The sequence below is a fragment of the Paenibacillus sp. FSL R10-2736 genome (assembly GCF_038000245.1).
GTDB lineage: Bacteria > Bacillota > Bacilli > Paenibacillales > Paenibacillaceae > Paenibacillus_AQ > Paenibacillus_AQ phytohabitans.
On sequence record NZ_JBBOBN010000001.1, the window covers coordinates 6129864 to 6142820 of the forward strand.

Annotated in this window: 11 protein-coding genes and 4 tRNA genes; 1 reads left to right on the top strand and 14 read right to left on the bottom strand. The window is 49.3% G+C overall.

The window, feature by feature from the left end:
* Positions 1–201: 201 nt before the first annotated feature.
* The 14 genes from NSQ73_RS26195 to NSQ73_RS26260 form a co-directional block, all read right to left on the bottom strand.
* Positions 202–284: transfer RNA gene (locus tag NSQ73_RS26195), tRNA-Leu, on the bottom strand.
* A 4-nt stretch (positions 285–288) separates the two neighbouring features.
* Positions 289–363 (bottom strand) — tRNA-Glu (locus NSQ73_RS26200).
* A 171-nt stretch (positions 364–534) separates the two neighbouring features.
* Positions 535–1671, bottom strand: coding sequence for an alanine dehydrogenase (gene ald, locus NSQ73_RS26205; RefSeq protein ID WP_340988793.1), 1137 nt, complete (start codon positions 1669–1671; stop codon positions 535–537).
* 167 nt (positions 1672–1838) lie between these two features.
* Positions 1839–3035, bottom strand: coding sequence for an ABC transporter substrate-binding protein (locus NSQ73_RS26210; protein WP_042233170.1), 1197 nt, complete (start codon positions 3033–3035; stop codon positions 1839–1841).
* 74 nt (positions 3036–3109) lie between these two features.
* Entirely contained in the window at positions 3110–3811 is a 702-nt protein-coding gene (locus tag NSQ73_RS26215) for an ABC transporter ATP-binding protein (protein WP_340988795.1), read from the bottom strand.
* A gap of 4 nt (positions 3812–3815) precedes the next feature.
* Positions 3816–4598, bottom strand: coding sequence for an ABC transporter ATP-binding protein (locus tag NSQ73_RS26220; RefSeq protein ID WP_340988796.1), 783 nt, complete (start codon positions 4596–4598; stop codon positions 3816–3818).
* Positions 4567–5508 (bottom strand): branched-chain amino acid ABC transporter permease, encoded by a 942-nt coding sequence (locus NSQ73_RS26225; protein ID WP_039296538.1) that lies wholly within the window; start codon positions 5506–5508, stop codon positions 4567–4569. Before NSQ73_RS26225 ends, NSQ73_RS26220 begins: the two co-directional genes overlap by 32 nt.
* A 39-nt stretch (positions 5509–5547) precedes the next feature.
* Positions 5548–6453 carry a branched-chain amino acid ABC transporter permease gene (locus tag NSQ73_RS26230; protein ID WP_039296535.1) on the bottom strand — a complete coding sequence of 302 codons (906 nt, stop codon included), beginning with the start codon at positions 6451–6453 and terminating at the stop codon, positions 5548–5550.
* A 473-nt stretch (positions 6454–6926) separates the two neighbouring features.
* Positions 6927–8009, bottom strand: a complete 1083-nt coding sequence (locus NSQ73_RS26235) for a Gfo/Idh/MocA family protein (protein WP_340988798.1) — start codon at positions 8007–8009, stop codon at positions 6927–6929.
* A gap of 18 nt (positions 8010–8027) precedes the next feature.
* Complete coding sequence (locus NSQ73_RS26240; protein WP_340988799.1) at positions 8028–8945, bottom strand: helix-turn-helix domain-containing protein; 918 nt, start codon at positions 8943–8945, stop codon at positions 8028–8030.
* 42 nt (positions 8946–8987) lie between these two features.
* Complete coding sequence (locus NSQ73_RS26245) at positions 8988–9992, bottom strand: Gfo/Idh/MocA family protein (RefSeq protein ID WP_340988802.1); 1005 nt, start codon at positions 9990–9992, stop codon at positions 8988–8990.
* 441 nt (positions 9993–10433) lie between these two features.
* Positions 10434–10522, bottom strand: a tRNA-Ser gene (locus NSQ73_RS26250).
* Positions 10523–10528: 6 nt separating this feature from the next.
* Positions 10529–10604: transfer RNA gene (locus NSQ73_RS26255), tRNA-Asn, on the bottom strand.
* A 104-nt stretch (positions 10605–10708) separates the two neighbouring features.
* Positions 10709–11461, bottom strand: a complete 753-nt coding sequence (locus NSQ73_RS26260; RefSeq protein ID WP_340988803.1) for an MBL fold metallo-hydrolase — start codon at positions 11459–11461, stop codon at positions 10709–10711.
* A gap of 133 nt (positions 11462–11594) precedes the next feature.
* On the opposite strand from NSQ73_RS26260, the gene NSQ73_RS26265 reads away from it, so the two are divergent.
* A complete protein-coding gene (locus tag NSQ73_RS26265) occupies positions 11595–12023 on the top strand; it encodes an Lrp/AsnC family transcriptional regulator (RefSeq protein ID WP_179093399.1) in 429 nt (142 codons plus the stop codon).
* Positions 12024–12957: the final 934 nt, after the last annotated feature.

The following is a 12957-nucleotide window of genomic DNA, read 5'->3' on the forward strand; positions in this document are numbered from 1 at the left end:
GTCGATTTCTGATATATATGCAGGTATAACGGAACATGAAGGCGCCGTCAATGGAAATACCTTCCTAAATGCGGGGATGACAATAACTCGCATACAACAACAAAAAGCAACTCATCCGGAGACAAGTCGCTATTCTAAACGCTCTGTTTATATAACAAAAAAACCCTTGAATCATCAAGGGTTTCCTGCTCATTGCAATTATGCGGTAGAGAGGACTCGAACCTCCACGGGTATACACCCACTACCCCCTCAAGATAGCGTGTCTGCCATTCCACCACTACCGCATATTGGTGACTCGTATGGGATTCGAACCCATGTTACCTCCGTGAAAGGGAGGTGTCTTAACCCCTTGACCAACGAGCCAGATGATAAGTTTGTGTGTTTGTCACAACAAAAATGAGTATATCAAACCTCGCTAAATTTGACAAGCCTTTTTTCAAAAGAAAATATCAGGGAGAAATACGGCGTGCAGCTTCCGCTTCTCCCCATCCCAGCCCCGCCTTCCCGCGAGGCCGAAACTATATTCTCCCATTCTTAAATACGTCCGCCAGCGGCAGCTAGGACGCGGATTCCATCCGCGCATTCATAGCCCAGACTCTGCGCTACTGCAAGATTCGTTACGTGTCCAGCCACCACATTCAAGCCGCGGGCAAGCGCCGCATTATTGACCGCAGCCACATGAATGCCATGATTGGCAATCTGCAGCGCATAAGGGATCGTCACATTGGTCAGTGCCAGTGTAGAGGTCCGGGCGACCGCCCCAGGCATATTGGCCACCGCATAGTGTACCACGCCATGCTTCACATAGGTCGGGTTCTCATGGGTTGTAATCCGGTCGATGGTCTCAATCGAGCCGCCCTGATCAATCGCAACATCCACGATTACAGAACCCTCTGCCATTTGCTGCACCATATACTCTTTGACCAGCTTCGGCGCACGGGCACCGGGAATCAATACAGCCCCGATCAGCAGATCGGCTCGGAGGACAGCCTGCTCAAGATGATAAGAATCCGACATCACCGTAATGAGCCTTCCGCCAAAAATATCATCCAAAGCCCGCAGCCGGTTCGCATTCAGATCCAGGACTGTCACGCGTGCGCCCATCCCCAGGGCAATCTTCGCCGCATTGGTGCCGACAATACCGCCGCCGACAATCACTACCTCTCCAGGCTGTACTCCCGGCACACCGCCCAGCAGGACGCCTTTGCCTCCCTGCGGCTTCTCCAGCAGCCCTGCACCGATCTGCACAGCCATCCGTCCGGCAACCTCGCTCATCGGGATAAGCAGCGGCAGGGAGCCATCTTCTAGCTGGATGGTCTCATATCCAACCGCCGTCACCCCGCCCTCCACAAGCGCCTTGGTCAGAACCGCCTCCGGCGCCAGATGCAGATATGTGAAGAGAATCAGGCCTTTGCGGAAATAAGCATATTCCTCCGGCAGAGGCTCCTTCACTTTAATGATCATCTCCGCCTTGCCCCAGACTTCCGCAGCGGTGTCCAGAACTTCAGCACCTTTATCCAGGTATTCTTGATCTTCGAAGCCGCTGCCTGTGCCGGCAGAGGCCTGGACGAATACCTCATGCCCCGCCTTCCGGAGTGCTTCTACCCCGGCCGGGGTTATGGCGACGCGGTTCTCATTATTCTTGATTTCTGCGGGTACGCCAACAATCATGCTGATTCCCCCTAAAGTTTAGTGAGCATAGCCTTCCTGTGATATGCGAAAAGAAAGGCTCAGAATTGAGCCTTTCTCTTCTCAGCTAAGGTGATGCAGGCAGCCGCACGGCCTCCTGCGGTTTAGAACCCCAATTCCATTCACCTTAGTATATGCGGATTGACTTCTTAAGGATTAACCTTTGTTTCGAAGGTCTGTTTACCGTCAACGAATTTCAGAACGACAGCCGCTTTAACCGGGTCATGTGTTTCGTTCAGGGTGATTTTGCCTGTTGCGAGCTGCAGATCTTTGGTTGCTGCCAAAGCTTCTGTGATTTTGGCCGGATCAGCTTCACCGGCACGGGTGATGGCATCAGCCACCAGCTTCAGTGCATCGTAGCCAAGGGCAGCCATACCATCCGGAACTGCACCGCCGTTAGCTGCTTTGTAGGCTTCAACGAAGCTGGTTACTTCAGTAGCTGTATCTTCAGGCGAGTAGTGATTGGACATGTAAGTGTTCTCCAAGGCTTCTGCACCGGCGATTTCAGCCAGCTGCGGGGAATCCCATCCGTCTCCGCCCAGGAATGGAACGGTGATGCCCATTTCACGGGCCTGCTTCACGATTTTACCAACCTCTTCATAGTAGCCCGGCAGGTAAATTACATCCGGGTTAGCTGCTTTGATACGTGTCAGAACGGCTTTGAAGTCAGAGTCTTTCTGTTGGTAGGATTCCTGGCTCAGCACTTCGCCGCCTTTAGCTTTGAAGGTTTCTTCGAAGAACTTCTGCAGACCTTTGGAGTAGTCACTCGAAGTATCGGTATAGATTACTGCTTTTTTGGCTTTCAGGGAGTCGATTGCAAAGTTAGCCATCACTTCACCTTGGAAAGGATCGATAAAGGCTGCGCGGAACACATACTCATTCACATTGCCACTGCGCTCATCTACAGTAACTTTAGGGTTGGTGGCACCTACTGCAACGAGTGGAATCTTCTTCTCGGTAGCAACCGGAACGATACCCAGCGTATTGGTAGAAGTGGAAGCACCAATGATTGTAACAACCTTATCATTAGTAATCAGCTTCTGTGCCGCCTGTGTAGCTTCTTCAGATTTCGAAGCGTTGTCAGCTACGACCAGCTCGAGCTGTTTGCCCAGGATCCCGCCTGCAGCATTGATCTCGTCAACAGCCAGCTTCGCGCCCTTTGATGCGGAGTCGCCGAAAGAAGCTTGACCGCCTGTGAGCTCAAGGTCAGCCCCGATTTTGATTGTGCCTCCGGCAGCATTTCCGCCGCTTGCAGAGTTACCGCTGTTCTCTGTGTTGTTGCCACAGCCCGATGCTAATACCGCAGTCAGTACTGTCGACAAAATAATGGCCCCAATTTTCTTCATTGTTCTCCCAGCCTCCCGATTAATTAATTTTTATATGTTGTTTCTGTGATGCTGCTGTAGTTAGGCGTATCTTCTTAGTGACCAAGATAAGCCATTTTGATTTCATCGGAATCGGCCAATTCCTTGGCGTCTCCTTCAAGTACTACCCTGCCCGTCTCCAGAACATAGGCACGGTCGGCGATTTTGAGCGCCTGATGTGCATTCTGCTCAACCAGCAGCACAGTGGTTCCAGCGTCATTGACTTCTTTGATGATTTTGAAAATATCCTGGACCAGCAGCGGCGCCAGCCCCATGGACGGTTCATCCAGCAGCAGCAGCTTGGGGTGTCCCATAATCGCCCGCCCCATGGCAAGCATCTGCTGTTCCCCGCCGGACAGCGTTCCGGCTTGTTGCTTCTTACGTTCCAGCAGACGCGGGAAGGTATTGTAGACTCTCTGGAAGTCAGCTGCCAGGCTGCTGGAATCCTGCAGATAAGCACCCAGCTCCAGGTTCTCCTCAACGGACATATTTGCGAAGACGCGGCGTCCTTCAGGACAATGAATCAGCCCTTCCTTAACAGTCGCTTGAACACTTTGATTGACAATCGATTTATCCAGGAATTCAATACTTCCTGTCTTGGGTTTAAGCAGCCCCGAAAGCGTCTTGAGCAGCGTTGACTTGCCGGCGCCATTGGCACCGATCAGTGTAACGATCTCTCCCTGCTTCACGTTGATGCTGAGATCCTTCAAGGCATGAATAGCTCCGTAATAAACATTGATTCCTTGTACTGTAAGCATAGTTCTACGCCTCCTGTCCCAAATACGCTTCGATAACCTTCGGATTATTCCGGATTTCCACCGGAGTTCCGTCAGCGATAAGGATTCCGCGGTCCAGGACGTAAATCCGGTTGCAGACACCCATAACCAGTGACATATCATGCTCAATCAGCAGAATGGTAAGGTCAAATTCCTCACGGATCCAGGCAATCAGATTCATCAGATCACGCGTCTCATTCGGGTTCATTCCGGCTGCCGGCTCATCGAGCAGCAGCAGCTTGGGTCCGGCCGCAAGCGCCCGGGCAATCTCAAGGCGTCGCTGGTTACCATAGCTCAGGTTGCTGGCTACCTCTTGACTCTGATCGGCAAGATTGAATATTTTGAGAATATCCATCGCCTTCCGGGTAATTTCGTCCTCTCCTTTGAAATGCTTCGGCAAACGGAGCATAGACGAGAATAACGAGTGTTTCGCATGCTGATGAAAAGCAATTTTGACATTCTCCAGCACAGTCATAGCCGTAAATAAGCGGATGTTCTGGAAAGTACGGGCGGCACCCTTATGGTTAATCCTGTAAGGCTTCATACCGCCAATGGATTCGTTATTTAGAAGAATGTTGCCTGATGAAGGGGGGTACACCCCGGTCAGCAGATTGAATAATGTTGTTTTGCCGGCGCCGTTGGGTCCGATCAGACCGATCAGTTCACCTTTATTAATATGAAGGGAAACATCACTGACCGCCTTAAGTCCGCCAAAGGATCGGCTGGCCTCCTTAACATCAAGGAGCACTGCTGCCTTCGATTGTGTCATTTGCCTTAGCCTCCTTTTTACCGAACTTGCCGAATGAGAATTTGGTTGTGCCCAGCAGGCCGCTCGGACGGAAGATCATCATCAGGATGAGCACAATGGAGTAAATAATCATGCGCCATTCCGGGAATTCACGTAAGTAGGTGTAGAGCAGGGTAACGAACACCGCTCCGACGATGGAACCAGCCGTGCTGCCTAGTCCCCCGAGAACAACCATAACGATAATTTCAAACGACTTCAGGAAGTTGAAACTGCCCGGCGTGATAACGTAGAACGTATGAGCTGACAACCCGCCAGCAATCCCGGCAAACAAGGCACCGATGGTGAAAGCGATAATTTTGTAGCGTGTCGTATTAATCCCCATAGCCTCTGCGGCAATTTCATTCTCACGGATAGCAATACACGCCCGGCCGTGTGTAGATCTAATGAAGTTATTAATCAGAACCACAGAAATCAGGGTGAAGAAGAATAACATCGTCCATGTTGTTTTGGCAGGAATACCGCTGAGCCCTGAAGCTCCGCCGACGAATTCTGTATTCAGCATGATAATCCGGATGATTTCACCGAACCCCAGTGTGGCGATGGCAAGATAGTCACCATTAAGCCGGAGGGTAGGCATTCCGATCAATACGCCGAATACCGCTGCCAGGAGTCCGCCTGCTATAATGGCTGGAACGAATGGCACGTTGTAGTCAAGGGTAAGGATCGCCGAAGTGTATGCGCCTACGGACATAAATCCGGCATGACCAATGGAGAACTGCCCGGTAATCCCGGTAATCAGGTTGAGCGATACGGCAAGCATGATGTTAACACCAATTAGAAGCAGCATAGATTGGTTTACATCACTTAGCACTCCCGTTGTTAGAAGAACTTTAACGACTCCATAGAACGCAAGGGCAACGATAATGCCCATCCAGAACTTTTTATTTATATTTTTCACGGTAGTTCCCTCCTACACTTTCTCCCGGACATTCTTGCCAAACAGTCCGGATGGTTTAAAGATAAGGATCAGAATCAGTACCGCGAATGCCACGCCGTCACGCCATGAGGAGAACCCGAGTGAAGAAATCTCTGTCTCTACCGTTCCCAGCAGCAACCCGCCTACAAGGGCACCAGGAATACTTCCGATTCCCCCGAGCACTGCAGCTACGAATGCTTTGAGTCCAGGCATAACGCCCATCAAAGGATCGACTGAGTTATACGTCATTCCAAAAATGACTCCGGCAGCAGCAGCGAGCGCTGAGCCGATTGCGAATGTAGCTGAAATGGTGCGGTCTACGTTGATCCCCATCAATCGCGCCGCCTCCACATCGAATGATACCGCCCGCATTGCTTTACCGGTTTTGGTATAACGGACGATATACTGCAGGACAAGCATTAGAATAATCGTTGTTAGCAGAATCATTATCTGATTGGATTCCACTTGGATGGAAGAACCGAACAGATGATATTGCTTCTTCTCCATAATATCCGGGAAGCCTTGAGCCTGAGGCCCAAGAATCAATACTCCGGTATATTCAAGCAGGAAGGATACACCAATCGCAGTGATCAACGCTGCAATCCGGGTTGACTTGCGAAGCGGCTTGTAAGCCAGACGCTCTATTGTGATACCGAGCAATGCGCTGATGGTCATCGAAATGATCAGCGACAAGAGCAGGACAACGATGGGCGGCAATCCGGCATTCGCCAGATATTTGGCACTGTAGAGTCCGATGAACGAACCTACCATAAATACATCGCCGTGCGCAAAATTGATCAGTTTGATGATACCGTAAACCATAGTGTAACCAAGGGCGATCAGAGCATAGATACTGCCTACGGAAATCCCGTTAATTAGTTGCTGAATGAAGTACTCCATCGCCATCCCCTTTTCCCCATAATAATCAAAATTCCCCTTTCTCTGCCTTGCCTCTCTTTTATTTCTTTATGATGTCATTTATATTAACACAAGGGTTGGGTGTCGTCACTAATTTTTATGTGAATTAATATAAAATTCAAGATTTAATGTTATGTTACATAACATGGTATGTGTAGTATTCGGTAGGTTTTTGTTAGTTTTCGAAAAATTCGTAGAAAACGGGAGTAAAACAGAGGATTTTAAAGCAGGATAGTTTTAGGATTTGTTTCCTTTTCTTATACAATACTTTATTTTCACGCAATTAATATAACATTTGTCTCTTTACAGCATCACTCCTTCAATTTATTAAAGGGGTAACGGGTTGAACCAGCAGACTTTTTGTCGTTATTTGTCTAGAAAGCAAATAAGCTGGCACCTCTTACACCGCGAGGTCCAGCTTATTTGCCTGATATAGTCTGCAGACCGTCTAACGTTTAGTCCAAATAAACTGCCTTACCCGTCTGTGCAGATTCATAGATAGCCTCCAGAATCCGGGAGACTACATAAGCCTGTTCAGGAGTCACGACCGGATCTTTATCCTCTTCAATGGCTTCAATCCACTTTCTCAATTCCACATCTGTAGCCTTCTCTGTTTTTCCTTCATAGAAAGCTACTCCTCCGGCATCGAGCTCAATTTCATTCGTGTACAGCTTACTGTGCTTCTCCCCGTTAATTCTGAGACCATTCTTCATATCCGCACCCGCTTCCGTTCCGCTTAAGCTGCACTTGGCTTCATCCACGTCAAGCGAATTAAGCGCCCAGCTCGCTTCCAGCGTAATTGTTGCGCCATTCTCCATCACAATCATCCCGAAGGCAGAGTCTTCCACGGTGAATTTCTTCGGATCCCACGGCCCCCAGGCATTTGCAGCCTCTTCTTTCCGGGAAAGCTCATGGTATTTGGTACCCAGTACGACCTTCGGTTTGTAGTTGTCCATCATCCAGAGCGTGAGATCAAGCGCGTGGGTTCCGATATCAATAAGCGGGCCTCCGCCCTGCTTCTCCTCATCCAGGAAAACACCCCAGGTCGGAACCGCTCTCCGTCTGATCGCATGTGCTTTCGCATAATAGATATGGCCAAGCTCCCCTGCTTCGCAAATCTTTTTCAAATACAAGCTGTCTTGTCTGAACCGGTTGTCATACCCGATCGTCAGCTTCTTGCCTGTACGTTTCGCCGCCTCGGCCATACGCTTGGCATCTGCCGCTGTTTTGGCCATTGGTTTCTCACACATCACATGCTTTCCCGCTTCTAATGCCGCAATGGAGATATCCGCATGCGCATCATTTGGAGTAAGCACATGGACAATATCAATAGAAGCATCCTTCAATAATTCCAGATAGTCCGTATAGACAGCAGCATCCGCGTTTCCATATTGTTCTGCAGCCGACTCCGCCCGTTCCTTAATAATGTCGCAAAAGGCAACCACCTGGACCTTATCCTGTCTGCTCAAGCTCGGAAGATGCTTCCCGTTCGCAATGCCTCCACATCCGATAACTCCAACACGATACACTTTGCTCATATCCTCTCATCCTCACTTTTAATTTAATTTTTTGGACTTGCGGTAGGCCGCCGGGGTCATCCCGAGCCGCTTGCGGAAAACCGAATGCAGATAGGTCGCATTGGTGAACCCTTCGGACTCAGCGATCTGTTCGATCGGCAGAGTGCTAGCCTCAAGCTTGCTGCATACGGCCTCTAACCTTATATCTTCAAGAACCCGGCTGAAGGTTTTATCCGGATCAATCTGCTTAAATATTCGCTGCAGCTGCCTGGAGCTGATATTCAGCTTCTCAGCCACATTCTCCAGGGTCACGGTTGCTGAAGAATTCGCTTCCATGTATTGAATGGCATATTGATAGCGGTAGGCCAACATATCCCGGACCGGTGCCGAGGTTCCCATCCCGCCTGCATCATAAGCTCTGGTTACCTTCAATAAAATACTGATCACGAGATGTTTAATAGAAGTATAATATCCCGTAAGCTTGCCGTCGCAGGCCTCATAGGCTTCGAGAAAGCATCTCATAGCCCTGTGATAATCCTGCGCAGGTACAGGGGGAAGCTTCCTCAGCTTCTCAACGCATTCCTCGGCTTCCGCAACCTCCCATGAATCCGCATCTTCTCTGAGCTTTTCCGCAATATTGACATGCAGACACAACTCATCCATCGCCTCTTCCGGGTCCGCTTCCTGACGATGCATCACTCCCGGTCCGGTTAAGTAGAGCATTCCTTCCGATAAAGGATACCGCTGATCGCCAAGAATGACCGTTCCCTTGCCCCGCGGAATGAAATGAAATTCAAATTCAGCATGGTTATGGAAATCAATGACCTTTCCCGGCGGAAAAGAGGTCAAATGAAACCGGAGAACAGAAATTTCATAATGTCCCCACAGGATTGAAATATCAAGTCTTTCAAGCATATCCTGCTTCTCAAACATAATCCCGAAGGGAAAATGGCTCATTGTAATCCTCCTGCTTGAGCTAAGCTCTTCATGGATGAGGGATCAGGCGTTCAATTCGGCTAACCGGATAACACGGCCTGTCTTCGCGGAGAGATTCGCCGCCTCCATTAACCTTGTAAGCTCAGTTGCGATTTGAATATTCTCGGCAGCAAGCGTGTTGCTCTGAATGTGGGTGACCCATTGTTGAAATGCACTTTCCCGGTGGCCTTGCAGAGGCATATCTATCCAGGAATCCCCTTTGTCTGGCGCTTTAGTACTTCTAACGAGCAGCTTCTCTTCAGGCGTTCCGTATAAAAGGGTTCCTTCCGTTCCATGCACCTCGATCGTAAACGGTGAGTAGCTATTCACGAACCCGGCTTCCACCACACCAATAGCCCCAGAATCGGTATAGAGCGTCGCCACCGCGTTGTCCTCCACTTCCTTGCCCGTTACATATCCAAAGTTCGCACTTACACCGGTCACCTCTTGACCCAGAAAGAGCCTGGTCAGGTACATGGGATGACAGCCAAGGTCAATTAAGGCACCGCCCTGGCATTGCTCCAAGCTAAAGAAATGCTCGGGAAGCCAGCTTGCAGTTGCACCATTATGAGATAAGCGGACTCTGACATACGTTATTTCTCCAAGCAGTCCCTGGTTTAGAATTTCTTGAACCGATAAAGTATAACCATCATTTAGACGCGGGAGGGAAACCGTTAGCTTCACCCCATGCTCCGAGACTTCTGACAGGATTTCATTGACCTCACTCAACGTTGCAGCCACAACCTTTTCGGAGAAGATGTGCTTACCGGCTTGGGCAGCCGCAATGATGATCTCCCGGTGCAAACAGGTTGGCGCGTCGACAATAACGGCATCTATATCCTTTTGCGCAAGCAGGTCATCCAAGGAATCAAAAAACGGAACATTCAAGCTGTCTGCAGCCTTCTTGCCGCGCTCCGCATCCTCGTCCCACACCGCAGCGATTACAGTATCACTATGTTCCTGAGCCTGCTTCGTATAATCCCAGGCATGCACATGCCAAAAGCTGATTTTGCCAATCCTAATGCTCATTCTCTTGCACCTCCATATATATTATTCTGACATTACCTATAAGGTATCATATAACATGCAGGTTTTTTAGTAGATAAATGCGACAATAACTATATGTAATTACGACATCAAAAGGAACCCGCATACTTCAAGGCTTCACATCGCTCTGACTGGATGGACGCAAAAAAAGGAGCTCAAAATGAGCTCCTTCTGTATTAATACGTATGAATAGTTGTAGGAACGGAGAGAGGGATACTCTCACTGCGCGAGAGATTGCGAAGAATCCCTAACGAAGCTTATGCTCCAACGAACCAACGAGGGTTCTCATCCCTAGCAGGGAAGTAAATCTACGGAGAGAGAGGGATACTCTCACTGCGCGAGAGATTGCGAAGAATCCCTAACGAAGCTTATGCTCCAACGAACCACTGAGGGTTCTCATCCCTAACAGGGAAGTATATCATACGGAGAGAGAGGGATTCGAACCCTCGCACCGCTTACGCAGTCTAACCCCTTAGCAGAGGGTCCCCTTATAGCCACTTGGGTATCTCTCCAAGTAATGGCTCCCCGAACAGGACTCGAACCTGTGACAACTCGATTAACAGTCGAGTGCTCTACCAACTGAGCTATCAGGGAACATTAACATGAACAAGGATTAATTTATCATGATTCTTTAGGTTAGTCAAGCTTAGCGAAAGAGATTGTAAGAACGTTTTCAAACTATACAAATTTCCTTGGGACTACACCCATTCTCCGTCCAATGGTACAGCGACACGGTTAAGCAGTTCCTCTTGTTCAAGGCGGAGCTTAAGCAGTTTACGGGTAACGTGGCAGTGGTTAATGGCATCCATATGAACGGCAATCACGGATGCTTCCGGGACTGCATGGCATACATCCACAATATCCTGTTCATTCATAGTGATATGTCCTCCGCTTACGAAGCTTGCCCCACCGGCATTCACGACGATAACTTCCGGGTGATAATCATCAAGTACCTGCCGGACTTCGCCGCACCAGATGGTGTCTCCCGCCAGATACAGATCGGGTTCTCCTTCCGCCTGGAATACGAAACCGGAGACTTTGCCCATTCTCTCCCCGATCTCTCCCGTTCCATGTCGGCCATCAGTACGCGTCAGGGTTACTCCACGCACAGAAGCTGCCGCACTGTCTTTAATCTCTGTAACATGGGCGAAGCCCTGCGCTGTAATTTTCTCTCCATCTCCCTCCTGGCATAGTACCGGAAGCTCATGCGACAAAAGCTCCGCCGCCGCTGCATCCCAGTGATCCTGGTGGAGGTGCGTCACGAGTACAGCATCCGGCTCCAGCCACTGCTCTACAGGCCCCGGTAAAGGAACCAGCGGATTCCGCTGCTCATTCGTGGTATTTATAATTGGCGGATTGACTCCCTGTGCACTCAGCATCGGATCAACCAGAAAGGTTACGCCGCCGTATTCCAGCCATAATGAGGCGTGGCGGATCAGTTGGATTTTCATAATAAACACCTCTTCCTTATACTTGTGCTTGGGTTCTGCTACAATTAATTATAAATCGGCCGCAGATAAGAATACATTGTGCCGCGAAAGAGATTAGCCTGTTCTACTTTCACCCGGAAAGGAAATTACACTTATGATGCCCTACCTCATCGATGATACGGATTACCGTATCTTACAGCTTCTCATAGAAGACTCTACATTAAGCCACAAAGATATCGGAGCTGAGGTTCACCTGACCGGCCAAGCCGTAGGCGCGCGTATCCGCAGAATGCGGGAGCTGGAGATTATTGAAGGCTACACTATCCGTTGGAACCCGCTCCGGATCGGGCAGAATATGCATGCTTTTATTACGGTTTTTCTCAGCACCAACGCCGCTCACCTGCCCTTCCAGAACTTTGCGAAGAACCATACGAGTGTCGCGGAGCTGTACCGCATCAGCGGGGAGGGCTGTTACTGGATGCGCGTACGCACCGTGAATCAGGAAGCGCTGACCGCTTTTCTCGATGAGCTGCTGAGGTACGGCAATTACCGGGTCAACCTGGATATGGGCCAGATCAAGTAGTTCTGTTGCAGGCTGAGGGCAGGTATAGGGCAGGCAGAGGGCAGCAGAAGGCAAACAGAGCGAACCTTTTGTAAGGCTTGCCTTCCTTGCGGATAGGGGGCGAGGTTAAAGTCATAGTTAGAAACAAGTTATCCGGGCTGCGAATTAATTGGTTCACTAGGAGTTGCACCCGCGAACGTGCTCACGATAGAACTACGTATGGAATCATCCATAAGACCGGCAGCGGAAGTAGCTATGGAACCAGCAGTGGGAGTAGCTATGGAATCAGCAGTGAGACCGCCCTAGGAAAACTTCAGCAAAAATTTCGACGAAAATATTATTTGCAACTGCAGATGAAAATTTAAAACACTCTCCACTCTGTATGCCCCGCTCAGCCGACTTTGGGTGAAATTATAGCTACTCTTCCTATATGAGCGGGAGTACTGGAGAATTGTTACCTTCAGATCCGGAATTGTTGTACTTTTTGCAAGATTTTTGGCGGTTTGGCGGTTGTGTGAACCCACATTGTTGTACTTTTTGCAAGAATTCTGGCGGGTTGGCAGTTTTGAGCCTCAAATTGTTGTATTTCTGCAGGATTTCTGGTAAGTAGGTAGTTTTGAACCATACATTGTTGTATTTTCTGCAAGATTTCAGCCGTCTCGCACCTCTCTGTCCCACCAATCTGCCGACTTCGGGCGATATATTAAACACACTGCCGCACTTCCCTCACTCCCTTCTGGCAACTTTAGCTAATTTTCAAACACACTTCTGCGTCTCCGTTCCTCCAATCTGGCAACTTTGAGCGATACTTAGGACACTTCATCGCCTTCTTTCCTTCACTCCATTCTGCCGACTTTCAGCTAATTCAAAGACACGTCTGCGCTTCGATTTCCTCTTTAGTCCACTTCCTGAGAATTAAAAGCACTGCCTCCTGGCCTAGATAAAAATAAGCCGC

What these genes read in the sequence shown, in the direction of transcription:
- ald (WP_340988793.1), bottom strand. Translation starts at nt 1,671, where the DNA reads ATGATTGTTGGCGTACCCGCAGAAATCAAGAATAATGAGAACCGCGTC.
- NSQ73_RS26210 (WP_042233170.1), bottom strand. Translation starts at nt 3,035, where the DNA reads ATGAAGAAAATTGGGGCCATTATTTTGTCGACAGTACTGACTGCGGTA.
- NSQ73_RS26215 (WP_340988795.1), bottom strand. Translation starts at nt 3,811, where the DNA reads ATGCTTACAGTACAAGGAATCAATGTTTATTACGGAGCTATTCATGCC.
- NSQ73_RS26220 (WP_340988796.1), bottom strand. Translation starts at nt 4,598, where the DNA reads ATGACACAATCGAAGGCAGCAGTGCTCCTTGATGTTAAGGAGGCCAGC.
- NSQ73_RS26225 (WP_039296538.1), bottom strand. Translation starts at nt 5,508, where the DNA reads ATGGGCATTATCGTTGCCCTTGCGTTCTATGGAGTCGTTAAAGTTCTT.
- NSQ73_RS26230 (WP_039296535.1), bottom strand. Translation starts at nt 6,453, where the DNA reads ATGGAGTACTTCATTCAGCAACTAATTAACGGGATTTCCGTAGGCAGT.
- NSQ73_RS26235 (WP_340988798.1), bottom strand. Translation starts at nt 8,009, where the DNA reads ATGAGCAAAGTGTATCGTGTTGGAGTTATCGGATGTGGAGGCATTGCG.
- NSQ73_RS26240 (WP_340988799.1), bottom strand. Translation starts at nt 8,945, where the DNA reads ATGAGCCATTTTCCCTTCGGGATTATGTTTGAGAAGCAGGATATGCTT.
- NSQ73_RS26245 (WP_340988802.1), bottom strand. Translation starts at nt 9,992, where the DNA reads ATGAGCATTAGGATTGGCAAAATCAGCTTTTGGCATGTGCATGCCTGG.
- NSQ73_RS26260 (WP_340988803.1), bottom strand. Translation starts at nt 11,461, where the DNA reads ATGAAAATCCAACTGATCCGCCACGCCTCATTATGGCTGGAATACGGC.
- NSQ73_RS26265 (WP_179093399.1), top strand. Translation starts at nt 11,595, where the DNA reads ATGATGCCCTACCTCATCGATGATACGGATTACCGTATCTTACAGCTT.